The organism is Skermanella rosea, from assembly GCF_016806835.2.
GTDB lineage: Bacteria > Pseudomonadota > Alphaproteobacteria > Azospirillales > Azospirillaceae > Skermanella > Skermanella rosea.
In genome coordinates this window covers 5,833,761-5,857,084 of the sequence record NZ_CP086111.1, presented here as the reverse complement: position 1 = coordinate 5,857,084, position 23,324 = coordinate 5,833,761, and the positions used below count along the sequence as shown (strand labels likewise).

Here is a 23,324-nt window from a genome sequence, read left to right as displayed (position 1 = left end):
CCCCGCTACGGTGCGCGGACGCATGAGGATGCTCCGCTTTGTCAGACGCAAGGTGCCGATGCCCTGGACAGCGGCCTGGACGAGCAGAAAGAGAAGCATATGCCGGCATCGCGTGAGCAGTACCTCTTGAGCCAGATCAAGGCTCGCGAGCGTCGCCCGGAATAACGTTGAAGCCGGACGCCAACCTTTCATGACCATGAGAACTGACCCAATGACCCTTACCGTTGCATCCCCGAAGCAGAGCGTGCCTTGGAGGCGGCGGATGGTTCTGTTCATGGCGGCGTCGGTAGCTTTTCTCTTCCTGAGCTTCGTGCTCGTCAGCATCCACGCTTGGTTCTATACCGACGCCGCAGTGCGGGCGGCGCATGTGGGCACGCTTCAGTCGCTGCTCGCCAGCGACGAACCTGCCAGACCGAATTCGGATCTGGCCGGGCGTGTCGTCTACGTTCGAGGGACCGCAGCCGCCAGTCAGCCGATTACCGACACCAGTCTGGGCGTCACCTTCGAGCGGGCGTTGGCCGTCCAACGTATCGTGGAACGCTACCGCAGCGGGCGTAAAACAGGATGGATCCCCGAGGAGACGCAGTACATACCGTCGCCCGGCGCGCGTCTAGACGGTTGGGCTTTGACCGAGGCGCTCCTTGCTGCGGCGCCCTCGGCGCTGGAGACCTTGCGCCCGGGTGAGGATTACCAGCCGCCCACGGGCATGGTGCTCTCCGACAGCGACTCCTATGGCGTCTTTCAACCAAGCGGCAAAGCTCAATCCTCCGATCCCGTGTACCGTCCGGCGGCCGGCGACCGTCGGGTTGTATACCGGGTGTTGCGGGACGGTCCCTTGAGCGTAATCGCCGCGGTTGACAAAAGCGGCCACGGACTGGTCCCGCTTCGCATGGACCAGGACGATCTGGCGCTCGTGGCGAAGGGGAGCGTCGATGCCGCGGCCATAATCGACGATGCATTGGAGGACGCCAACGCAGCGCGTGTCGAGGCAACGCTCTGGGCGCTTGCCGCCGGGTGGGCGGTGTTCATGATCCCGGCATTCTGGGCACCAATGCGGCGCTGGATTGGCCTGACCCTTGTCCCCCTGGCCGGTGTCATGGCGACACTCGGTGCCGCTATGGCCGCGGCCGTACCGGGTGGCCTCGGGGGCAGCTTTTTCGCTGGTCAGGCCGTTGCGACCGGCTACGTGCTGCTGGTCGGGCTCCTTGCCTGGCGGCGCGGCACCCTGCGCTGATCCGCATGCGGGGCGCTCCGATGGAGCGCCGGAGACGAAGCAGATAGACTATGCTTGTCCATGCAGAGCAATGTTAAGCCTCCTACCTGTAGACCGAAGCCGTCAGGGGTGAAGGATGTCAAACCTACTGCCGGATGAGCAGTCCCGGAGATTGAAGTCGAAGAACAGGGCACTTTTTGTCGTCCTGCTTGGGTTGGCCGCCCTCCTGTTCGCGGTCACCTACGTCCGCATGTCCGAGGTCGAGGAGCGGCGCCATGAAACCATGGCCGAACCGCACCGCCCCTCGCTCCCGCCGGGAACCGGCTCCGGCCAGTGACCCTGGTTCAGCCTTCGTCAACCAGATCGGTGAGGCGCTTGGCGAGGTTTTCCGGCGTCATGCTGGGATAGATGTATCGAACCACCTGGCCATTCTTGTTCAGCAGGTAGATGTGCGTGGTATGCGCCATCGCCATGTTGTGCAGCCGCGTTGCGTCGTCCGAGGCGGATCGGATCCTGATCCGCTGGCCCGGAGTCGTCTCTCTTGGGGTAGTGGTCTTGGCTTGGGCTTCAGTCGTGCTGCCCGCGGTCTGCACGGCTGCTGCGCCCTCATGAGTCTGCCCGGAAGCCGCCTCATGGGAGGTCTGGGGACTCTCCGCTCCACTTGCGTGGGCGCCGCCGCTGTGAGCTTCGGCCTGCTCCTCGCCTTCCTTGGCAACCTGGTTCTGTGTCACATAGTCCCGGCGAACCCGGAACTTGGCCGCGATGTCGTAGATCTCCCCGCGGGTTCCGGACAGGCCGATTAAGCGCGGGTGCTGCTTGGCAACGAAGGCGGCGAGTTCCTTCGGACCATCGTTGCGGTCATCGACACTGACCATGGCGATGTTGATCTGATCCGCTTTGTCGCCCATCAGATCGACCGCCATGCCGAGCTTGGTGCCGATGATCGGGCAAATGTCGCCGCACTGCGCATAGCCGAAGTAGAAGGCGGCAGCCTTGCCCTTGAAATCGGCCAGAGTGACTTTGCGGCCCGTATGGTCGGTCAGGCTGAAGTCACCGCCGAGCTGCCGCGGCTCCGGCCAGCCGCTATGAGCGCCGTAGCCGCTGCCGTGCCCGGAGCCCTGGCTGCCCGACTGGGCTTCCTCGGGGTTTGCCTGTTCGGAAGACCCATGTCCCGAGCCGTGTCCGCCGCCGGCTTGCGGCTCAGCGGCCTGGACGGCTGCGCCGTGAGCGCCCTGGTCCTGGGTTGCGCTAGCGGACATTGCCAGAGTGCCGAAGTACAATGCCGTGCCGCCCATCAGGAGGGTCGCCAGGACCGCCGCCCGCCCGGAGCTTTTCAGAAAAAATTTGGTCCGCATGGTCAAAAGACCCTCTTCTCAGGTGGCGATGATCTTGGCGACGGCCGTCCCGTCGAAATGCCGCTTGTTGGTGATCCAGTGATGGAAATGGCCGGTAATCCTGTGATCACCCCTCGGGATGTTCGGGATCCAGAGGGCATAGCGCTGTGCCACAGCGATCTCGAGCCGGGTGTTCGCGGCGAGCTTCCTGGGTCCCGCGAAGGCACCTTTGGCCCGGTTTACCCGAAGCGGACGACCATCGACCTCGACGATCCAGGCATCGACGGGGAGCGTCACGTAGAGCCGGCTGTAGGAGGCGTTGGCGAGACGGACCAGCACGTTCTTGCCGGCCTGGGTCGTGGTGACAGTCCGCCTGTCGATCTGCGACAGTCCGTTGTGGACGCCGTTGATCAGGAAGTACGTCGGATTGAACTTGTCGAGTCCGACGTCGTCGCCGCACATACCGGCGTTGTGGTCGAGCTTGTGCCACACCGGATCGACGTCGTCGAACACCAGGATCGACTCCGCCCCGTAGGGTGCTCCGGGGGTGATGCCGGGGGTCAAGTCACCCGGCAGGGGATCGTAGAGGTAGTTCGGGTTCCTCGTGTCCGAGGGTTTGGTGAGCGGATCGACGATGAGCACGCCGTACATGCCCATCTCGAAGTGCAACACAGTGTTCTTGTGGCAGTGGTAGAGGTACGTGCCGGCCTGGTGGGCGCACCACTGGTAGACGTAGCTGCTCTTGACCTCGAACGAGGTGTGGCCGACGCCGTCGTTCATGGGCGTGGGTTCGATGCCGTGCCAGTGGATGGTGTGGGCGCCCTTGGTCGGCTTGAACTCGCAATGGAAGATCTGGCCCTGCTTGACCCGGATGATCTTGGACGGCCACGGCGAGTCGCTGCCGGAGATATCCGGATCCTTGAAGCCCCAGAACTGCAGCTGCGAGCCGTCCTTCATATCGACGTTCCAGTCGGCGACCTGGCGGCGCACGAAGACCTGCCGGTTGGTCCGGTCAGGCGTCGCGGGATCGTCTTCGAACGGGTGGCAGCCGAAAGTATCGAACTCGAGGGGATCGAAAATAGGGCGGTAAATGATTGTCATTGATAACCTCCAAGGCCAAGCTGACCGGACAGATCTCGATCCCTGAGCCTGTCCTGACATCCATCACAGTGTTTTATGGGCACATATCTGCCGGACGGCGGTGCAACCGTGACCACCGGAACGTTGCCGATGTCTCCGCCCGGATGCTCAGCTGGTTACCAGTGGCCCCTCGATTTCCCAGTCCGTCATCAAGCCCATCGGATAGGAGCCGCCGGCGGAAGTCTGGGAGATTTCGTTGTGGCAGTGCATGGGGTACTGGAGAGGGTATTTCTCCTGCACCATTTTCCAGGGCGCGGGCGGCAGGTCCGGCGGGGTGGTGAAGGGAAGCAGGACATCCTTGATCATCATGGGCGGCATGAGCCAGACGTCGTGTTCGTAGATGTCCTGCTGATAGACGGGAACGCCATTGGCGTTGCTCTGGGTCAGCACGAAAACATGGTTGCCGTGAATGTGCGGACAGTGCGTCGCCAGGCCGGCGTTCATCGTGCGCAGCAGCGCCGGCTCGCCGACATGCCCGGTCGGGCACGTGGCCTTGTCATGCGCCGCGTCCATGCCGCACAGGCCGTTGATCGTGAAGTAGCGGGGATGGAATTGCTCCTGGAACTCCGATGCCGAGAGTACTTCCCCGGCGGCAATCCGGCGGCACATGACCGGGTCAATCTGGTTGAAGATCCAGACATACTCGCGTCCGGCCTGCCAAGGTTTGCCAGGGAAGCGGGCCGGTTTGCCGTCGATGGTTGCCTCGCCGAGCGCCGTGAACAGCGACTTCATGTTCGTCGTTGCGGTTCCCGGCGGATAGGGCATCGGTTTCTTCCTGACTTTGCCGTCGGCATAGCCGTTCGCCGGTTCCACGATCAGCGCGCCGTGCAGGCCGAGCACGCGGTTGACCGGAGCGTTGTCGCCGTCCACGTAGAAATAGGTTCCCGGCTTCGTTGCCGTGAACTCGACCCGAGCCTTGTCTTCGCCGTCGCCCTCACTCGGGGCTAGGCCGACGATGGCGGACATGTTCTGGCCCAGGATCTGGAAGCCGTGAGGGCGGGAACTGGAGTTCCGGATGTCGATACGGACCGTGTCTCCCTGCTTAACCCGGAGGATCGGGCCCGGTATCGACGGCGGCTTTCCTGCATGGGCGAACGCGTACATCGGCACGGTGCTGCCGTCGATCAGCTCAACATCAACGTCAACGATTTCCAGGTCGAAATCGGCGTCATCGCCGGTTGGCAAGTCGCCAGGATCGGATGTCTGCGCAGCAGCCAAGGACGTCAGGGAAGCGGTGGCCGTGGTGAACACAGCAAAGACACTGCCATACTTCAAGAATTGGCGCCTACGCATCAGACAGCACTCCCTGTTTCGAAGGCAAAACTTGTAAACGCACCAAAATTGGAAGGCTAGATAAACTTTACCGTTCCATTTCAAACTACACTTCCGTACTAATCCTAGTTTAAATCTCAAATTGACAAATTTGGATTGCGCCGAACACTTGAAAACATAGCGCGGCAGTATGCTCGACATCCCGAGCATCCAGCTTCATTCATTCTAAATGTGGCCTTCTACTGTATCTCTGCGAGGCTGATATCTGCGGATGTGTTCACTTGCGCCCTTTGCGATGTTTTCGGGAGCATGACGAATCGGCCCATACTCATATTCCGCATTGTCTGGTATTAATTCTTCGGAGGGCAAAAATTTCCAAAGCTAAGTAATCCCATGACGGCACTATCGCCAAATGATGCGAGGATACCGGTCATTCCGTGCCCGAGGTCGGCCCAGCTTGCGCCGCTTCCGACAGAGTGGGAGTACCCTGAAGTTTGAGGGCCAGATCCCCCGAGGCGATGACCTCGACACTCTCAGCAGTCGCTCGGCAGTTGGCTGCGGCTGAACCGCAGGGGAAAGCGGGACATGGTCTGGAACCGGAAAGCTGAGACGGAATAAGTTCGAGGCTCAGCCGTCTTCCTGAGGATTTCTCGAACCACAGCAAGAAGCTCGGCATGTCACGGATAGCAACCAACTCCCAGCGCCGCATTGCCGCGATCGCCTTTGCTGTCCTCCTGACAGCCGGGACGGCCATGGCTCACGAGGGAGCGACCGGCGTGGTGGCCCAGCGCATGGATCTCATGAAGCAGATGGGCCAGCACATGAAAGCGCTGGGTGCCATGCTGGCCGGCAAGACCGCGTTCGACCAGGAAACGGCGCGGCGCCTCGCGGAGACCATGCACCAGCACTGCGAGCATGTGATGCACATGTTCCCGCCCGGCAGCGACGGTCACCACACTGAGGCTACCGAGGCCGTTTGGGACCGCCGCCCGGAATTCGATGTGCGCATGCGCAGCTTCGATGCCGCCGTCGAGGATCTGGTGGCCGCGGCAGCCTCCGGCGAGAAGACGCAGCTGCAGTCCGAGTTCAAACGGGTAGGCCAGGAATGCTCCGGATGCCATGACGGCTTCCGTCAGAAAAAGTAACAATGCAAACTGAACGCTGGGATGATACGGAAACAGCATGGGCTGCGTGGACGGATCATGGTGAAACAAGGCCACTTAATCGAAAGCGGGAGGCAGGCCGTTCGGCTGAAGCCGCTGCTGGCGGCGGCCTTGTTACTGTTCCGGCTGCTGTTGCCGCTCCTTCCAGTTGCCTCCGCCGAAGCCGGTCACGAACACCGGCATACCGCCCATGAAACGCAGCCATCCAACAGCCAACCATCGGGAAATCGTGACGGAGCCGATGGACATCATGAGGTTTGTCATTTCTGTCGGTTCCAGGAAGCGCTGCTCCCGCCGCCCTCATCCGTCCCCGTTATTGCCCGGACGCTTGCCCCGACTGAAGCACCCTGGTCCATGGTTGCCCGCGATTGGGTGCCCTCCCTCGATTTCCTGATCATTGCCCAGGCTCGCGCTCCTCCCCAAAGCAGCTGATCTCGAGATTTCAGCCGTTTCAGAAACCGCCTGTCCCACGCTGGGCGCGCTGGGCTGGCCCGCATGGATGTCCGCATCCATGCTGGAGGAGTGATTCAGATGAACAGGATCAGGATGGCCGCGCTGGCGGTCACGACGACGCTCGCCATGACCGGCGCGGCGATGGCACATGTCACGCTCGAAACCGCCGAGGCACCCGCCGGGAGCTACTACAAGGCCGTGATGCGGGTCGGTCACGGCTGCGAGGGTTCTCCCATGCGGGAGATGCGGGTCAAGGTGCCGGACGGCATGGTCAGCGTGAAGCCCATGCCGAAGCCGGGCTGGGAGGTCTCGACCGTGATCGGCAAGCTCGCAACGCCGTACGAGAGCCACGGCAAGACCATCACCGAGGGCGTCACAGAGGTTCGCTGGACCGGCGGCCAGCTGCTCGACGAGCACTATGACGAGTTCGTGTTCCGCGGCCAGCTGCCGAACTGCGTGACATAGTGCATCCCTCCTCTCACAATCCTGGCAGGCGCATCGTTTCATCTCTATGATAATCAATAAGGTTTTTCGGGCGCCGCGCCTTAATCTCGTTCACGCCCGTTTGTAGGGCATCGGTGTCCAAGGCGGCGGCTGGAATGTGCCAGGGAGCCGAAGGGACAAGCTGGGTTGCCGGCAGGGCCCCGCGTTGGATGAGGCGATGCACGGACGGGATGGAGATGCCGAGCCGCTTCGCCGCTTTCTCGGCCGTCAGCATCTCGGGACGGGGTACTGACGGATCGAAGTCGGGAATGCCAAGCCGTTCTCGTAACAGCCGAACCTTCACGGTCGTCCAGGTCTCACCGTTTTCGCTCCGGCACTTCATGCGGTTCAGCGTGACGGAGATCTCATGGTCTGGCCAGTGACCGGAGAGCTGACGCACGACCTCGACGGCTCCGGGATTTCCCTTTTCCTGCCGGCCCTCTATTCTGCGACGCGGGACGCGCAGTTCGGTGTGACCGCCCCCAACCCAGTGGATCCGCAGCACCGCCTCGTGTGCCGCGTCGTCGAGGTCAATCACCACTTCCTCCACGAGCAGCCGGGTCAAGCGCTGCCGGGTCCGCGCGTCCGCCGTCGGTGCATTCCAAGCTGCGGACAGGTTGTGAGCCAGTCCCAGGAGCGCCGCCTTGTCCACCTTCGGGCGTGCCGCGGATCTTGCCTCGGCTTCGGCAATCCGACGTTCAATCTGCGCCACCCGTTCCAGCGCGGTATTCCACCGAGCTTCCAGTTCCCTCACGACATGGCGCTTGCCCGGGTCCACAAAATCGTACCGGCGTGCGGCCAACGATGTGTCATAGCGGGCCGCTTCCAGTTCCCGTTCCAGGGCCGCCCGCTCCTCCGCCCCGGCGGCGGATGCCTGGTCGGCGGCGAGCAGGGCGGCCTCCACCGCACGGGCAGACACGGCCTCCAGCATCTGGGCCACGATCGCCCGATCGACACGGACGCCACCGATCCCGATGCACAGGCCGACACCGACGTGGGCGTCGTCTCCCCGGCACTGGTAGCGGTGGGCATGCCCGGATTGCATACCGTAGAACACCCGCATCCTGCGGCCGCAGCGTCCGCACCGGACCAGTCCCGTCAGCAAGGCCCGCCCGCCCCGGCCGGCCTTGCGAGAGGCGCGCTTCTGCATGTGGGCGTTCTCTTCCAGCATGCGCTGATGTTCCTCGAACTCGGCCCAGGTGATATAGCCTTCGTGGTTGTCGCGCAGCAGGGCGTTCCATTCGGTGCGTTCCCGTCTGTGCCCAGTGGTCTTGCGAGCCCGACCCTCAATGACCCGTGTCCTGCTGGCTGTCCGGCCGAACACGTATGCGCCGGCATAGATCGGGTTGTTCAAGACTTGGATGACCGTGTGATAGGCCGGCGGCTGCCAGAGGATCTTGCAGGCGGTGAGATTGCGCCGCACGACAGGAAGCGACAGGTCGGTTGCCCGCGCCCACAGAAAGACCTGGCGGGCGCTGCCCAGTTCGCGGAACTTGCTGAACAGCATGCGGATCGCGCCGGCGACACGCTCATCAGGGTCAATTTCAATCCTTCCGGCCTCGTTCCAGCAATAGCCGGGCGGCAGGGTGAACTGCAACTCGCCCCTGCGAGCTTTGCCATCCCGGGCCTCGATGCCGCGCTGGCGCAGCAGGCTGAGTTCGTACTCGGACATGGTGCCCTTCAGGCCAAGCAGAAGCCGGTCGTTAATCAGACAAGGATCGTAAACCCCGTCGGGATCAACGACCAGTGTTCCGGCCAGAGCGCAGAGGTCAATGAGGTGGTGCCAATCCCGACCGTTGCGGGCCAGCCGTGAGGCCTCGATGCAGTAGACTGCGCCGACCGTGCCGGCGCAGACCACTGCCACCAACTTCTGGAATCCTGGTCGGGCTTCGAGGCCGGACCCGGAGCGGCCAAGATCCTCGTCAATGATCATGACATCGACAAATCCCACCGCGCGTGCGGCATCGGCCAGGTCATACTGCCGACGGCGGCTTTCCGTGTGACTGGCTACTTGTCCGGGTGAGGACTGGCGGACATAGACCGCGGCACCGCGGCCAGGATGGTCAGCGGTGATCTTGGGGCTCACGGCCGTCCTCCCTGTCCTCGATGCCCAACCGGGCGCCCACGGCTTCCAGGAGAAGGTCCGCCAGCACCTGCACGACCTCGTCCGGAACCACGACGTCCGGGGGAGGAACATTGAGGTTCAGCGAGAACTGGGTCAGCGGTCGTGGTCGTCTGGTCATCGGCAGCCTCCTCGGTGAGGGATTTGTCCGATGGTGTGTGATCGCCAGCCGTGTGCCGCAAATCCGAGAGAACTGCCGCCAATGCACCAAGGGCCGTGATGGCGGCCTGTGGCGGCCCCAACACCGCCATATCAAGGCAGTACGCCGCGTCGCACATCCAGGCCGGTAATTCCCGGGCTGTTCCGGAGCGCTCCTCAAGCCAGATGACCGGATGGCCGCTGCGTGCTGTCCGGTTTACTACCCGGAGGGTCTGCCCGTACAGCGGGTGCCACGGATACTCGACCCGCGCCGACTCGAAACTGTATGCTGAATGACGCTCAATCCCCGGATCGGCCCGACGAAACCCTGTACGTGCCGATCGTCCAGATCTGCGAGAAAGGCGAGTCGCGCTGGATCGAGATCCCGGCTGCCGGTCAGAAATCCGATGATCTGAAGGAGCCCGCCCCGGCCATCAGGCTGACCCCGAAGGCCAAGTAGACCAGCGGGGCGGACGGCGGCGTCGGTACCTGAACCGGCGTCGCTTCCGTCGGGAGGTTCGCCGTGTTCCCTTCTGTCAGATGGTCTGTCGCCATCCTGATGGCCGTCCTGTCGATCCTCTGGTCCGGCGCCGCGCACGCCCATGCCGGTCTGCTGGAAAGCTCGCCGGCGGACAGCGAGGTGCTTGCCCAGGCACCAGACCGTGTTCTTCTCCGCTTCAACGAGCCGGTCCAGGTGACCTCGCTTCGGTTGGTCGATCCGGCCGGAGGCGCGGTACAGCTTCGGCCCGAAACGGGCGGTCCGCCCGATCGTGTGACGGCCGCTCTCCCGGAACTGAGCAGCGGAACCTATGTGCTGAGCTGGCGCCTGGCATCGGCGGACGGGCATCCGCTCGGCGGCTCCCTGGTGTTTTCGGTTGGGGCACCGAGCGGCAACCCTTCCGGATCTGCTGGACCAGTCACTGATAGCGTGCCGGTTGGCCTGACGGTCCTGTATGCCGCCGCCAGGGTCGTAACCTATGGCGCATCGCTGCTCACGGCAGGACTGGTCATATTTGCCCTGCTGTTTCGTCGCCATGCAGTCGTCGCATCACCGTACCTTGCGGTCCTCCTGTCCACATCCATCGCGGCAGTATCCACGGTACTCGGATTGGGGCTTCAGGCACTGATCCTCGGAAGTGCCGCCGCCTTCCTCGCCCCTGCCGATTTCAGCACCTTCCTGGCTCCAGGCACAACTGTGAGCGCTCTGCTGCGGCTTGACGGGCTCGCCCTCCTCCTCGCGGCGGCGGCTTGGCAGTGGAGCCTTCCCGTGCTGGGACCCTTGGGAGCGGTGATGGTCGCGGCATCGTTCGCGTTCACCGGTCATACGGCGCCCTGGGATTCGCTCTGGCTTTCCGGCCTGCTTGTCCTTCATCTGCTCGCGATAGCGTTCTGGGCCGGGGCTTTCTGGCCCCTGCTCGTCGCCACGCGTCACTCTGACCGTAACGGGGTCGCCCAGCTGATGGTCGCATTCTCCGGCGTGGCGACTGTGATCGTTCCCCTACTGGTGGGCGCCGGGCTGGTTATGGCCTGGCGCTTGGTCGGCAGCTGGAGCGCGCTGGTGACCACGGCTTACGGCCTGACCCTGTCGGCGAAGATCCTGATCGTGGCCGGTATGCTCGGTCTGGCCGCCCTGAACAAGTGGCGCCTTGTCCCGGCGTTGCGGCAGGGGGCAGACGCTTCGGAACGCCTTCGTCGATCCATCCTTGGCGAGGCGGCTCTGGCCGGCGCCGTGTTCGTGGCGACGGCTGTCTTGACCAGCGTGCCGCCGCCGGCAGGCGGGAGCACAGGCGAGCACACCCGGCATGGCACCGACCCGGGTCAGGTCGTCCGCTCCTCGACGGGGCCGCTCGACTTGACACTCAGCGTGACACCGGCGCGTCCCGGCGAGAACGCGATCGAACTCAGGGTGGCGGGGAGCGATGGTTCCCTCCGGGATGTCCTGTCGGTGACGCTGCATCTCGGGAGCCCTGACCTGGGCATAGAGAATATCCCGCGCGCCATGGCTCGTACGGGCCCGGGCAGCTACCGTCTTCAGGGACCGGAACTCGCGGTTTCGGGACGTTGGCGCTTCGGAGCCGACCTGCTGGTCAGCGACTTCGAGAAACGGACGGCCGAGTTCATTATCGACATCGAGGGCGACCATGGACTGCGCTGATGATCGGTCACAGCGCCCCGCCTGGATGGCATGCGTCCGAGGCATATGGACTCGGATCCCAGGCTTCGGCTCGGTGCTCGGTGCGGCCACGTTGGTTCCGCCCGAGGCCGCAGCCCATGCCGGCGAGGCGCAGGCTATTCATGATTTCTGGTCCGCGTGGGCTTTCGATCCTCTATTGGTCTTCCTGCTGGGATTGGCATCGGTCCTGTACGCGCGGGGTGTCCACCGGCTGTGGAGCCGTGCCGGTGTGGGTCGCGGTATCCGGATCTGGCGGGTCTGGGCATTCGCCTGCGGCATGGTCCTGCTGACGCTCGCCATCGTGGGACCACTCGACGTCCTGTTTTCGGTCCACATGACCCAGCACATGGTCCTGATGTCGGCGGTGGCCCCGCTTCTCGTCGTAGGATCTCCGGTAGTGGCTTTCCTGGCCGGGCTGCCCGGGGGCTGGGGCAATGCCCTCTCACGGTGGTGGAACCGTCGATCGTGGACCAGGGCGTTCTGGAACAGGGTGGCGAGCCCGGGGACCGCCTCCATCATCCAGGGACTGGCCCTGTTCGCGTGGCATCTCCCGAAAATCCTGGAACTGGCACTGGTCGTCGATCCGGTGCATGACGCCATGCACATCAGCTACCTTGTCGCGGGCCTGCTGTTCTGGTGGTCACTGGTCCGCTGTTACCATCAGGATGTCGGCCCGGCATTCGCGGGTATCGGTATTGTCAGCACCATGATGTACATGGGTTTCCTGTCGGCCTTGCTGGTCTTCGCCCCGGTCCCGCTTTACCCCGCATACATCGGCCGCAGCGAGCCATGGGGGTTGAGCGCCCTGGAGGACCAGCAGCTGGCTGGACTGATCATGTGGGTGCCCGCGTCCATCCCGTATTTCGTCGGCGGCCTTGGTCTCGTTGCGGGGTACCTGAACCGCCTGGAGCGGCGCCATCCTCAAAGCTCAGGTCCCCAACGCAATCCCGACGGCACGCGGTGATAGTGCCGCAGGGCCTATTCCTGCCGGATGAGGCTCCGGTCGTGCCGGACGTCCTGAGCGAACTCGACCTCGAGCGTTGCATGTGCCACACCGAAACGGTCGCGAAGCATATCTTTCAACCCGCGCCGGATCCGGTCAGCCGCCGCGAGGTCGCGCTCGCTCACCGCGACGTGGGCCTCCACCGCTGTCCGCCCCTCATCGAGCTGCCAGACATGGACGTGATGGACGCCTTCCACGGCTGCCATCGAGGTCATCTCCGCCACCATGCGGTCCACGTCGAAGTCCTTGGGCGCGCTCTCCATCAGGAGTGCAATCGCCGACCTGATCTCGTGGAAGGCATGAATGAAGATGTAGATGGCGATCGCGGCGGTTATCAGCGGATCGACCCAGGTAATGCCGAAGAGCAGGATCAGGACGCCCCCGATGATGACGCCGACAGTGGCCATGGTGTCGGCGATCATGTGAAGGAACGCGCTTTTCACGTTCAGGCTTCCGCGGTCCTTCGAGAGGACCCAGACAGAAAGCGCGTCCTCCACGGCCGCGATCACGCCGACGATGATCATGGTCCAACCCCCGACGTCCTGGGGATGGAGGAACCTGTTCCCGGCCTCATAGAGGAGATAGAGGGCGATAACGAACAGGGTCGTCAGATTGATCAAGGCGCCGATCGTCTCGGCTCTCCTGTAACCGAAGGTCCGATGCTGGTCAGGCCTGCGCTTCGATACGCGCCAGGCGCCGTAGGAGATACCCAGCGAGGCGGCGTCACTGGCGTTGTGCGCGGCGTCCGCGAGCACCGACAGGCTGCCGGAGATCACCCCGCCGACAATCTGCGCGACAGTTATGCCGACGTTGAGCGCGAGGGCGATCAGGAGGCGCTTACCCTTGCCGCTCTCATCCTCGCCGCCGGCGTGTGTATGGCCCATCGCTGAAATCCCTGAGTTCTGCTGCTACCCTCTCCAGGTACTAATCACATGACGGCGGCTTTGATCCCGCGCCGGGATCGAGATGATGCGGATATCGGGTCTGCGCAATCATCGCCGACCGGGGTGGCGACCGTGCTCCCGGACGGATCAGGCAACCAGCGCCCTGCGAAATCCTGCGATGATCGGATTGGACCGGTGTTGGACCGAATGATGGGATAATTCGGGAAAATCGTTATGCGCGGGGATTCATGGAGTTTCTGAAGGTCATGGCGCTGGCCCTGCTGCCAGCCATCGGCAACTTCGGTGGAGGACTCCTCGCCGAGTACCTGAGAACTACCCGGCGGACACTCAGCCTGGCGCTGCACGCGGCGGCCGGCATCGTCACCGCCGTGGTCGCCATCGAGCTGATGCCGGAGGCCCTGGGCGGAGCTCCACCCTGGGCCGTCGTCCTCGCGTTCCTCCTCGGTGGCGCCTTCTCGGTCGTGCTGGAGCGCGGCGTTGATGCCCTGAAGGACCGCCTCGGCGGTGGTGAAACCGGTACCGGGGCCTGGATGATCTACGCTGCCGTTTCGGTGGATCTGTTCAGCGACGGTCTGATGATCGGGGTAGGCTCGGCGGTGTCATTCGGCCTTGCGGTCATCCTCGCCATCGGCCAGGTCACCGCCGACATCCCGGAGGGATTCGCGACCATTGCGAACTTCAAGGATAAGGGAGTGCCGCGCGCGAAACGCATCCTGCTCTCGGCATCCTTCGTCGTCCCGGCCCTCCTCGGTGCTGCTCTCGGGTACTGGCTGCTGCGGGGCGCCGGCGAGATCTGGCAGCTGTCCGCGCTGGCCTTCGTGGCCGGCCTCCTGCTGGTCGCCGCCATTGAGGACATGATCACGGAAGCCCACGAGGCTGCCGCCGATTCCCGCTGGTCGGCCATGTCGCTGGTCGGCGGCTTCGCCCTGTTCACGCTGATCGCCTCGTATTTCGAGGCCGGTTGACCAACACCGCAGCCCCATGTCTGCACGAACAGCGCGGTTCTATACATGACCGCCACACCGAGGACTGCCAGCCCCGAGATCCACGAAGTTTCCTGCTGGAAGTAGAAACCTAGATGCTTTCCAACCAACTGGCGATCAGATCGGTAACATGGCCGCCACTCGCATAGATCAGAAGCAGAATGCAGGAGAGCAGCACGAAAACGGCCGTTACGAGCCATTTCCCTCGGTTTCGTGGGAGGATCCGTAATGGTTCATGTCGGGCAGGAGTGTTTCGACTGCCACGACGGCTTCGGTGGAAGAAATGGCCACTCAACTCATGCCTGCACGAGTAGCGCGGTCCCATACATGACCGTCACACCGAGGATGACGCCCAGTACCGCCGACGCCGAGGCCCACGGAGTTCCCTGGGTTGCCGAGCGCCTCATCAGCAATCCACTAACCTCGACGATGACCTGGAGGATCGCCCCGGCCCCCACCGCCAGCGCCAGCGCCGCCCAGTGCGGCGAGAAGGCGTAGCTGCCGAGCCAGATGCCCGCGACCGCAGGAAGTCCGGCAAGCGCCGCCAGGCCGATGAAGACCGGCCAGCGTGGTGGTTCCTGGACGAGCGGCGCCACGATGCCGATGCCCTCGGTCACGTTGTGCAGGGTAAATCCCAGCACCAGGAAGGTGCCCAGCGCCGCCGCACCGGTCGCGAAAGCCGACCCGATGGCGAGACCCTCGCCGAGGTTGTGCAGGCCGATGCCGAGCGCAATGGAGGTCGCCAGGGCGAGGCCACTGACCTCGCCGCCCTTGCGACGGCCGACAGCCAGCAGAAGCACGAACGCCAGCGCAGCGACCAGCCAGACCAGTGCCACCCCGTGCAAGCCTGGGGCGGCATCGGCGGCGAGTTCCAACGCCTCCTGGAGAGTGTCCACCAGCAGGAATCCGAGCAGACCGATGGTCAGCGCCAGTGAGAAACTGAACGCCCGTGTGCCGCCCACCTGCAAGGCCGGGTAGAACAGCATGCCGAGCGCGACCGGTACGACACCGACGAACAGGCCCACCATCCCGAGGACGCCAAGGCTGTTGGTATCAGGCGTGGCCACGGCGACGTCGATGGTGTGCTCGAAGGCCAGACCGGTGCGCGTTATGAGGGCGATATGGTGGGTCTCCCCGAGCACCCACGGGTACGGAATACGCAGCCAGGCCGAGGACAGATTGCCGAGTTCGCCGGACGGCTCCTGGACGAATGTCCAGTAGGCGCCATCCACCTGCACCTGGGCAATGCGGACCGGCTCCGTGCCACCCACCCGAACCAGCAGCCCGATACCGTCGCCATCGAGGACTTGGCGCTCGACCGTGACCTGCTCGACCGGAGGCGCTGCCCCGGTCAGCGAGCGCAGTGGGTCGGCGGCGAGGAAGGCAATCGCCACCGCCACGATCAGGAGCAGCGGAGCTGCGACCGCCAACGCCAAGATCATGCGGCGGGTGGTCATGCGACCTCCCCCCGAACATCGAACAGGCTCATCCAGCCGAGTTCGACGAACTCGGACTGGTGCGCGTGGAACATGTAATGCCCCGGTTCGTGATCCTGGTATGTGAACTCCAGGATGCCGCGCTGGCCCTGGCACTGCGTGATGATGTCCACGGTCCTGAGCGTCGGCGTCAGCGTTGTGCCACTGTCGTAGTAGTCGAAAAAGTTGCCGTGCAGGTGAAGGCTGTTGATAGGATCGAACTCGGTCACGTTGACCAGGTAAATCCGGACCGGCCGCCCCCGGTCGATCACGATCGGGCGTTTGGAATAGGCATGCGCCACCGTATTGACGGCGTAAACCTCGTTCTCCTCGTCGAAGTTCGTGTCGAAGGCGTTCATGACCATGACAAACTCCTGCCACTCCCGGTTCTCGGGTGTGCCGAGCAGGCGGGAGCGGGCGACCGCTTCGTGCTCGGGATGGCGCGCCGGATCAGGATCCACGATGAAGGCACCGTACAGGCCTTTATGAATGTGGCGCTTCAGCGGAACGGTGTGGCAGTGGTAGAGGTGGCAGCCGAAAGGCCTGGCGTCGAACTCGTAGACGAATTGACCGCCAGGAAGGACGTCGCCAGCTCCCGGGACACCGTCCATCCGGGCGGAGTGGATGCCGTGGAAATGCATGGAGTGCGGGTGCGATCCGCGGTTCCGGAAGGTGATGCGGACCCGCTCGCCCTCGACGGCCCGGATGGTCGGGCCGGGGATGCGTCCGTTGTAGGTCCAAGCCGGAAAGAAAATGCCCGGGGCGATCTCGACTTCCTTGTCGATGGCCTCGACCACGAACTCGCGGCAAGGGCGCCCTTGGTCATCCCGGATGACTTCGCCGGTATCCCAGTCGGTGAGAAGGGTGTGTGGATCGAAGCCGTTCCGCGCGGTATCGACCTCACCCACGGTCATCATGCCGCCATGCGAGGCGTGCGCCGCCGAAAGCGCCGCCGACGGCTGGCCGTCTGTGATCGGCATCGCGTGCCCGGGGCCGTGCGTCTGGGCCGCGGCACCACCGAGGGCGAGCCGTGCGGCGTGCACCCCTCCCAGAAGGGCCCCTCCTGCGAGGAGCAAACGTCGCGTCACGGGCTGACCGAACAGGGACCTCATGCTCATCGCTCCTGTATTCAAGCCGACAAGGCCTTACTTCAGGCATTTGTCCGATGCTATAACATGTAGCAAGTGCTATAGTCGCGCCGAATCGACCCCTCGTCAACAATCCACTCGGAGGATCCGGAAGCCCGCTGGCATAGGTAGGGAACGTTGTGGCAGGATCGCCGGAACCGGAGGGAAAACCGAACAGTGATCGGAAGGAATGCGAGCAGAGTGCCGGAGGAGATGCCTGACGCGGACCGGCAGGCCGCGAACTTCCAGAGGGTCCGCGAGGCCCACCAGACGGAGTTGGCTGAGGATTATGTCGAACTTATCGCCGACTTGATCGACACAACCGGTGAAGCGCGCGCGGCTGACATCGCCCGGCGCCTGGGCGTCGCACATCCGACCGTGGTCAAGACCATCGGCAGGCTCCAACGGGAGGGCTTGGTGGCAAGCCTGCCCTACAGGTCGATCTTCCTGACCGAGACAGGACGCAAGATGGCCGAGCGCTGCAAGCGCCGCCACGAGGTCGTGGTGAATTTCTTGAAGGCCCTCGGAGTGACCGAGGAGACGGCGGAGCGCGACGCTGAGGGGGTCGAGCACCACATCAGCGAGGAAACCTTGAGGGCCTTCGAGCGCTTTATCCGCTCCAATCGTGTCGGCTGAGGAGGTCCGATGCAGTCGAAGGCGAAGCATGCTTGCATATTTCGGGTGAGATGGACCCCGTTGGTGAGACAATCGAGGTGGCGGGTTAAGCGAGAGTCCCGCGGGATCATTGCGCCGTGTTGATGCCGGGCATCGGTGTCGGCGCGAGTTGTAGGGTAATCGCTATCTTTTCAATATCCAAATCCTTGTTGTTGCTGATGCCGGTGGGCATGGGGCGAAGGTGAGCATCTCCTGGTTTGTCGAGCCTGCTCGGCAAACCAGGGGAGCGGAACCGTTCGGCGCAGCCGATCGCCCCGATGCGCATGGCTGCATCATGGTTCGGGTCCTCCGAGGCCCACCGGATACAAGGTTGCGGCGCGATGATCCGCGCCCGATGGCGGGCTCCCCTCGGACAGACGGAGCCCGACAACGATTACTGGCTTGACACCAAAAACCCTATACAAGCAATCACGCTAGATTTGTTGGCGGGCCTAGGAAGAGGGAGCTTATACGCTACCTTTTCTTCCAGGCTGGAGAAATTTATTTCATCCCCCAAACTGCATTCACTCCTATGACTTGGTTGCTGGCCGGTTGAATTAATCTAGGTTTGCCACAACGGTTCATGTCATTGCCCGCCCAACACGTCTTCAGTTCAACATCACAAGAAGCTTCGAGGCTAACGTAAAAATTTTTACCTTAAGGGTATTTCTCGCATAACTTGTTGTATTTCTAAAGGTTTTTTCTTGTCATGACTGCCTGGGCAAACTCCAGCAAGTCCATTGGCACAAACCCATGAGTTGTAATTTCATGACGACGATCCACTCCAATCACCGGCGCAAACGCATAGTGGATCTGCTCATAACGACGATAATTTGCCCCCAATTTCGTGCTCAGGAAACTCTCGATATGGGCACGTGACTTGGCGAGGCTCGCTCCGGTGTGCTTATCCGCCGAACGCTTGCAGGAGCCAAAGAGGATCCTCTCAGCATCGGTATCCACACCGATAACATCGATTTCGATGTTCGACAGCCCGGAGTCCGGCTTGTCCCACCAACCCTCCACCATCATGGTGAGGGATATGGGGCCCTTTCCGTTGGCGGAAGCCTGCCGCAGCACCTCGCGTATCATTTTTTCAAAAGCAAACCCTTCCAAGTTGGTGAGGCGTTCATCGGCGCGAACTACCGCGCGTTCGACCGGTTGGATCCGGGCTAGATCAGCGGCACGCCCAAGGGCGACTAGCCAGGCGGAGAGGAAGTTATCGGTAATGACATAGCGTGCATTGCGTTGGCGATCCGCCGAGAAGATCGGCTTACGCATCTCGATCATGCTGTACCGCTCGATCAGGATCTTTAAATATCCACCAAGCTGCTTCTCATCTCCTGCCTCAGCCTTGAACGCATCGCGTAGTTCCGCATGGGAACAAGGCTGACGGGCGGCAACTACCTTCAAGACGCTGTCATACCGCCCTCTTAATTCGCGCAGGAACCAATTCTCTGCTTCGTCACGTAGAGGCGAGAGCCCCTCTAAAAAGAGCCGAGTTAACGCAACTCGGCGGTGCCCGTCATCCCCAGTGAGGGCATCTTGCTGCCATGCATCATGATAGAACTTCGGCACTCCCTCAAAGAGAGTCCAGAAGAACAGCCAAGCCCTCGGGTCTTCGATTCCGTGTGCCCTGAACATCTCGACCAAGGTAGCAAAATCCCAGTGACCAAGCTGCAAGCGGTCAGTTAGTCGATTGAAGAGTGGGGAGCTCTGGTCCTCTAGGATAGCCGTCATTTCCGTATGAATAGACCCAAGTACAAAAAGGCCGCCGCCGACATCTATTTCTCTTAGACGGTCTACGTCATTCTGTAGATAGCTTGTGAACTCGTAAAGAGCTTTACGATGAAAATATTGGAACTCGTCAATCACCACGATGCAGCCGCTGCGGCAAATTGCCCCTACCGCCTGCGCCACGTCCGCCAAGCTGCGAATCTTTTCCGGGTTCACGATGTCCGTCATTTCGTGATCCTCGACTGCGTCGCGCATCGCATTGACGACACCAAATGCATCGCTGTCGGGCATCTGTACGTAGAATGCTCTGACACCAGCCTCCTTCACGGCGTTGCGGATGAGAGTTGTCTTCCCAATCCGTCGCCGTCCGGTGATCGAGCAGAAGAACCAGTGACCACGGTGGATCAACCGGAGGATGTCAGCGCGCTCGCGAGCGCGTCCGTAAAATGACCAGGTCGTTTTCATATAGGTAAGGTAAAAATTTTTATCTTAATTTCAACAGGTCTGTAAAGCATTGTATTCTAATGTCATTTGTCGATCCTTCTCCGCCGAGTGAGTGAGAGCGATGCTGAGATAAGGGGCCTATAGAGGTCACGGCAATTTACGTCAAGGGGCAAGCCGCCGATGAACTGGTAGCATGCATCTCGAGAACGAGATGGTCGCCCGACGGCAGCAGGCGATCGACTGCCATGCCGGGTGGCAGCAGGGAGAATGCGCAATCAAGCAAGGAGTGGCTTCAGGTTACGAGTGGGAACGCCCTCTCAATATATTCACTCGGTTTTCACTCTTGATCCGTGTGCACCGGAAGTGCGGAAGAACCCCTGATTGACGCTCTTCCTATCCTGATTGTCGGGCCATAATCCGCGTACCGAATGCTATGGACGGCGTGCCGCACATGCCCGTGCCGCCGATCGCCCCCGGCGAAACCTTCACCTATGAGTTCGAGGTCGTGGACGCAGGCACTTTCTGGTACCACCCGCACATTCGCAGCCACGAACAGGTCGGCCGCGGCCTCTCCGGAGCGCTCATCGTCGAAGAGCAGGAGCCGATCCAGGTCGATCGTGACCTCACCTGGATGCTGGGCGACTGGCGTTCGAAAGCGGACGCCTCGATCAGCAACGACTTCGGCAACATGATGGATCTGAGCCATAACGGCAGGATCGGCAACAGCGTCACCATCAACGGTCAGGTGGTCGAGGACTTCCCTGTCCGGTCCGGCGAGCGGGTCCGGCTGCGTCTGATAAACCCGCCAATGCCCGCATCTTCGGCCTTCGGTTCCAGGGTCATCGGCCACTGGTTGTCGCGATCGACGGCCATCCCGTGGAGCCGCACGAGCCGGAAAGTGGTCGGGTGGTGCTGGCGCCCGCCATGCGCATCGACCTGGTGCTCGATATGACCGGCGCTCCCGGTGACCGTACCACCGTCGTGGATGACTTTTATCGTGACCTCGCCTACCGGATGGTAGACCTGAGCTACGGGCCAGAGCGGCTGCGGGACCGACCGCTGGACACTCCCATCATCAACTTGCCACCCAATCCGGTGCCGGAGCCGAACCTTGCCGGTGCGGCTCGCCATGAGGTAACCCTGGGTGGTGGCATGATGGGGACGATGGCCGGAGCAATGGTGAACGGGAAGATGATCGACATGCGCACAATGATGCGCAGCGGCATGGCTTGGGCGATCAATGGTATCGCCGATAATGGTCCCGAGGGTGACCACGGCGGCCATGTCATGAACCCCATCTTCACGATCGAGCGTGGCCAAACCTGCATCATCGCGATGATCAACGAGACGGCCTGACACCATCCCATGCACTTGCACGGTCATACCTTCCGGGTGCTGTCCCGCAACGGTCAGCCAACCCGGTTCAAGGAGTGGCAGGACACTGTCCTGCTGGCGCCGCGCGATCGTGTCGAGATCGCCTTCGTCGCCGATAATCCGGACGACTGGATGTTCCACTGCCACATCCTCGAGCACCAGATCGCCGGGATGATGAGCACCATCCGCATCGCTTGACGATGAAACCGATTTCCAGGATCACACCTATGCGCACTCTGACAACCGTCGCTCTGATGCTGACCCTAACGATGCCCGCCAGTGCAATGCTGCTTGACGAGGTGAGGCGCAGTTTGAGGAGCACAAAAACTCAGGGGGCGGAACCTTGCGGCCCACCCCCTGAATCTGCGTCGGCCGGTCCCCGACTAAGCAACTTCTTGCCCTTGTGGCTTGGCCTTGCTCTGGCGCTCGCCCGGACCTACATCCCCGAAGGAATGCCTGATATTTAATGACCGCGAGGCGTATGCGCGGTCAACGTCTATGCTTCAAGAGTAGGGCGCGCCAACGCATCTGTCAATACCCTGGCGACGTCGGTGCGAACACCGCCAGTGCTGCTCAAGAGGCAAACTCCAAACACGCCCGCAACGCCGGCGGTGTCAAGAAGCACCTTAGCTGACCGAAGAGTGCTCCCCGTCGAAAGCAGATCATCGACGAGCATGACGCGCTTGCCGGTCAGGTCAGGCAGCGCGCTGGCTACGATTGCGGGAATTAGAGCACCCGCCTGGATTTCTGATCCGCGGCACGGCTCCGGCTGGAAGGAAAGGGGTGCGGCGCTTCCGGGCGCAGCACCCCTTTTCTGTTTCCTGGGCGCTCTGCTCGACGGCCGGAAATCGATGCCGGATGAAATCCGTGCGAGAGTACGGTATCCAGCGCTGTCCTTCCGTCCCGGAGTTGCCTCCATGCCCGCCTTCATCCGTCAGGTGACCATCCGGAACTACAAGAGTATCGCTGCGTGCCAGCTCGAGCTGGGTCCGCTGATGTTCCTGGTCGGCCCGAACGGAGCGGGCAAAAGCAACTTCCTGGACGCATTGCGCTTCGTCGCCGAGTCCTTGAGGACGTCCATTGATCATGCGCTTCGGGAGCGTGGATCGATCAAGGAAGTCCGGCGGCGGTCCGGCGGTCATCCCAACCATTTCGCGTTGAGGTTCGATTTCACGCTGCCGAACGGAAGTCGGGGACATTATGCGGTCCGCGTCGGTGCCAAACCGAGCGGGGCATTCGAAGTCCAGGATGAGGAATGCCGTATCGCCCCGGCGGAAGCCCTGGGAGTATTCCACCACTTCCGTGTGAAGTCCGGGAGACTGGAAAACTCCTCGGTCACCCCGATGCCTGCCGCGTTATCGGACCGGCTGTTCCTGGTGGCGGCGTCCGGGATTCCGGAGTTTCGGCCGGTCTTCGATGCCCTGTCGAGGATCGAGGTCTACAATCTGAACCCGGCGTCGATCGCCGCGATGCAAAGGCCTGATCCCGGGGACATCCTCCGCCGTGACGGCAGCAATGCCGCGAGCGTCTTCCAGCAGTTCTCGGCCGAGGCCAAGGACAAGGTCCGCGACAGCCTTTCGCGGATCGTTCCCGGCATTTCGGACGCCGAAGTGAAAGCGCTCGGTTCCCAGGAAACCATCGAATTCAGGCAGAACGTCAAGGGACAGGCCCATCATTGGCGCTTCCTGGCGGCGGCCATGTCCGACGGCACGTTGAGGGCGTTCGGCATCCTGCTGGCCGTGCTCCAGGCGATGTCGGCGAAGGACCACGCCAACGCGCCGTTGCTGATCGGGCTCGAGGAACCGGAAATCGCCTTGCACCCGGCGGCGTCGAGCGTGCTTTTGTCCGCCCTGCGGGAGGGGGCGGCCGATTGCCAGATCCTGGTCACCAGCCATAGCCCCGAGTTGCTGGACAATACCGACATACCTCCTGAAGCGATCCTGGCGGTGGACAACGAGGCTGGTCTCACCCGCATCGGCAGGATAGATCCGCAGACGCGGGAGTTGCTGCGCGAGAAGATGTTCACCCCGGGTGAATTGCTGCGCCAGAACCAGCTCTCCCCGGATCCGGCGTCGGTGACGGATGTCTCCAACGATCGCCAGTTGAAGCTTTTCGACAGCGCCGGCCGCTGACC

Annotated in this window: 25 protein-coding genes; 14 read left to right on the top strand and 11 right to left on the bottom strand. The window is 62.5% G+C overall.

Annotated features, from left to right (window positions below; genetic code table 11):
* Window positions 1–262: 262 nt before the first annotated feature.
* Window positions 263–1,234 carry a TMEM43 family protein gene (locus tag JL101_RS27365; RefSeq protein ID WP_201075791.1) on the top strand — a complete coding sequence of 324 codons (972 nt, stop codon included), beginning with the start codon at window positions 263–265 and terminating at the stop codon, window positions 1,232–1,234.
* Between the two features lie 115 nt (window positions 1,235–1,349).
* Window positions 1,350–1,550, top strand: coding sequence for a hypothetical protein (locus tag JL101_RS27360; protein ID WP_201075789.1), 201 nt, complete (start codon window positions 1,350–1,352; stop codon window positions 1,548–1,550).
* 7 nt (window positions 1,551–1,557) lie between these two features.
* Here the strand turns inward: JL101_RS27360 and JL101_RS27355 are convergent, their stop codons facing one another.
* The 3 genes from JL101_RS27355 to JL101_RS27345 form a co-directional block, all read right to left on the bottom strand.
* Window positions 1,558–2,568 carry an SCO family protein gene (locus tag JL101_RS27355; protein ID WP_228435541.1) on the bottom strand — a complete coding sequence of 337 codons (1,011 nt, stop codon included), beginning with the start codon at window positions 2,566–2,568 and terminating at the stop codon, window positions 1,558–1,560.
* An 18-nt stretch (window positions 2,569–2,586) separates the two neighbouring features.
* Window positions 2,587–3,648, bottom strand: a complete 1,062-nt coding sequence (locus JL101_RS27350) for a multicopper oxidase domain-containing protein (RefSeq protein WP_201075785.1) — start codon at window positions 3,646–3,648, stop codon at window positions 2,587–2,589.
* A 147-nt stretch (window positions 3,649–3,795) separates the two neighbouring features.
* Entirely contained in the window at window positions 3,796–4,962 is a 1,167-nt protein-coding gene (locus JL101_RS27345) for a multicopper oxidase domain-containing protein (RefSeq protein WP_201075780.1), read from the bottom strand.
* A gap of 773 nt (window positions 4,963–5,735) precedes the next feature.
* Here JL101_RS27345 and JL101_RS27340 point away from each other — a divergent pair.
* The 3 genes from JL101_RS27340 (at window position 5,736) to JL101_RS27330 (ending at window position 7,040) form a co-directional block, all read left to right on the top strand.
* Window positions 5,736–6,104 carry a c-type cytochrome gene (locus tag JL101_RS27340; RefSeq protein ID WP_203098144.1) on the top strand — a complete coding sequence of 123 codons (369 nt, stop codon included), beginning with the start codon at window positions 5,736–5,738 and terminating at the stop codon, window positions 6,102–6,104.
* A 21-nt stretch (window positions 6,105–6,125) separates the two neighbouring features.
* The gene (locus tag JL101_RS36985; protein ID WP_201075770.1) at window positions 6,126–6,554 is read left to right on the top strand and encodes a DUF2946 family protein; all 429 of its coding nucleotides are present in this window, start codon (window positions 6,126–6,128) and stop codon (window positions 6,552–6,554) included.
* A 99-nt stretch (window positions 6,555–6,653) separates the two neighbouring features.
* A complete protein-coding gene (locus JL101_RS27330; protein ID WP_201075768.1) occupies window positions 6,654–7,040 on the top strand; it encodes a YcnI family copper-binding membrane protein in 387 nt (128 codons plus the stop codon).
* Between the two features lie 13 nt (window positions 7,041–7,053).
* Here JL101_RS27330 and JL101_RS27325 read toward each other — a convergent pair whose 3' ends face one another.
* Together JL101_RS27325 and JL101_RS27320 are read right to left on the bottom strand one after the other, a co-directional pair.
* Entirely contained in the window at window positions 7,054–9,144 is a 2,091-nt protein-coding gene (locus JL101_RS27325) for a recombinase family protein (protein WP_201075765.1), read from the bottom strand.
* Window positions 9,122–9,301: a hypothetical protein gene (locus JL101_RS27320; protein WP_201075763.1), complete on the bottom strand. Its 180-nt coding sequence runs from the start codon at window positions 9,299–9,301 to the stop codon at window positions 9,122–9,124. The genes JL101_RS27325 and JL101_RS27320 overlap by 23 nt, the downstream gene beginning before the upstream one ends.
* 303 nt (window positions 9,302–9,604) lie before the next feature.
* Between JL101_RS27320 and JL101_RS27315 the strand changes: the two genes are divergently transcribed.
* The 3 genes from JL101_RS27315 (at window position 9,605) to JL101_RS27305 (ending at window position 12,455) form a co-directional block, all read left to right on the top strand.
* The gene (locus tag JL101_RS27315; RefSeq protein ID WP_201075761.1) at window positions 9,605–9,778 is read left to right on the top strand and encodes a DUF1775 domain-containing protein; all 174 of its coding nucleotides are present in this window, start codon (window positions 9,605–9,607) and stop codon (window positions 9,776–9,778) included.
* A 99-nt stretch (window positions 9,779–9,877) separates the two neighbouring features.
* A complete protein-coding gene (locus tag JL101_RS27310; RefSeq protein ID WP_203098146.1) occupies window positions 9,878–11,473 on the top strand; it encodes a copper resistance CopC/CopD family protein in 1,596 nt (531 codons plus the stop codon).
* 73 nt (window positions 11,474–11,546) lie between these two features.
* A complete protein-coding gene (locus JL101_RS27305) occupies window positions 11,547–12,455 on the top strand; it encodes a cytochrome c oxidase assembly protein (RefSeq protein ID WP_228435194.1) in 909 nt (302 codons plus the stop codon).
* A 14-nt stretch (window positions 12,456–12,469) separates the two neighbouring features.
* Here the strand turns inward: JL101_RS27305 and JL101_RS27300 are convergent, their stop codons facing one another.
* The gene (locus JL101_RS27300; protein ID WP_201075757.1) at window positions 12,470–13,378 is read right to left on the bottom strand and encodes a cation diffusion facilitator family transporter; all 909 of its coding nucleotides are present in this window, start codon (window positions 13,376–13,378) and stop codon (window positions 12,470–12,472) included.
* Window positions 13,379–13,644: 266 nt separating this feature from the next.
* Between JL101_RS27300 and JL101_RS27295 the strand changes: the two genes are divergently transcribed.
* Window positions 13,645–14,364: a ZIP family metal transporter gene (locus JL101_RS27295; RefSeq protein ID WP_201075756.1), complete on the top strand. Its 720-nt coding sequence runs from the start codon at window positions 13,645–13,647 to the stop codon at window positions 14,362–14,364.
* A gap of 314 nt (window positions 14,365–14,678) precedes the next feature.
* Here JL101_RS27295 and JL101_RS27290 read toward each other — a convergent pair whose 3' ends face one another.
* Entirely contained in the window at window positions 14,679–15,839 is a 1,161-nt protein-coding gene (locus JL101_RS27290) for a ZIP family metal transporter (protein WP_201075752.1), read from the bottom strand.
* Window positions 15,836–16,969 carry a multicopper oxidase domain-containing protein gene (locus JL101_RS27285; protein ID WP_201075750.1) on the bottom strand — a complete coding sequence of 378 codons (1,134 nt, stop codon included), beginning with the start codon at window positions 16,967–16,969 and terminating at the stop codon, window positions 15,836–15,838. The genes JL101_RS27290 and JL101_RS27285 overlap by 4 nt, the downstream gene beginning before the upstream one ends.
* Before the next feature lie 228 nt (window positions 16,970–17,197).
* Here JL101_RS27285 and mntR point away from each other — a divergent pair, with 228 nt between their 5' ends.
* Window positions 17,198–17,620: a manganese-binding transcriptional regulator MntR gene (gene mntR, locus JL101_RS27280; RefSeq protein WP_201075741.1), complete on the top strand. Its 423-nt coding sequence runs from the start codon at window positions 17,198–17,200 to the stop codon at window positions 17,618–17,620.
* A gap of 106 nt (window positions 17,621–17,726) precedes the next feature.
* Here mntR and JL101_RS27275 read toward each other — a convergent pair whose 3' ends face one another.
* Together JL101_RS27275 and JL101_RS27270 are read right to left on the bottom strand one after the other, a co-directional pair.
* Window positions 17,727–17,924 (bottom strand): hypothetical protein, encoded by a 198-nt coding sequence (locus JL101_RS27275; RefSeq protein ID WP_201075740.1) that lies wholly within the window; start codon window positions 17,922–17,924, stop codon window positions 17,727–17,729.
* A 404-nt stretch (window positions 17,925–18,328) separates the two neighbouring features.
* Window positions 18,329–19,837, bottom strand: coding sequence for an ATP-binding protein (locus JL101_RS27270; protein WP_203098147.1), 1,509 nt, complete (start codon window positions 19,835–19,837; stop codon window positions 18,329–18,331).
* 412 nt (window positions 19,838–20,249) lie between these two features.
* Between JL101_RS27270 and JL101_RS27265 the strand changes: the two genes are divergently transcribed.
* The 3 genes from JL101_RS27265 to JL101_RS27255 are packed head-to-tail and all read left to right on the top strand — an operon-like array spanning window position 20,250 to window position 21,388.
* Entirely contained in the window at window positions 20,250–20,768 is a 519-nt protein-coding gene (locus JL101_RS27265) for a multicopper oxidase family protein (RefSeq protein WP_201075736.1), read from the top strand.
* Entirely contained in the window at window positions 20,741–21,172 is a 432-nt protein-coding gene (locus JL101_RS27260; protein ID WP_201075727.1) for a cupredoxin domain-containing protein, read from the top strand. Before JL101_RS27265 ends, JL101_RS27260 begins: the two co-directional genes overlap by 28 nt.
* Before the next feature lie 9 nt (window positions 21,173–21,181).
* The gene (locus tag JL101_RS27255; protein ID WP_201075725.1) at window positions 21,182–21,388 is read left to right on the top strand and encodes a multicopper oxidase domain-containing protein; all 207 of its coding nucleotides are present in this window, start codon (window positions 21,182–21,184) and stop codon (window positions 21,386–21,388) included.
* Window positions 21,389–21,686: 298 nt separating this feature from the next.
* Here the strand turns inward: JL101_RS27255 and JL101_RS36980 are convergent, their stop codons facing one another.
* Window positions 21,687–22,109: a phosphoribosyltransferase family protein gene (locus tag JL101_RS36980; protein WP_201075723.1), complete on the bottom strand. Its 423-nt coding sequence runs from the start codon at window positions 22,107–22,109 to the stop codon at window positions 21,687–21,689.
* On the opposite strand from JL101_RS36980, the gene JL101_RS27250 reads away from it, so the two are divergent.
* Window positions 22,042–23,322: an AAA family ATPase gene (locus tag JL101_RS27250; protein WP_201075721.1), complete on the top strand. Its 1,281-nt coding sequence runs from the start codon at window positions 22,042–22,044 to the stop codon at window positions 23,320–23,322. The two genes, JL101_RS36980 and JL101_RS27250, sit on opposite strands and share 68 nt — an antisense overlap.
* Window positions 23,323–23,324: the final 2 nt, after the last annotated feature.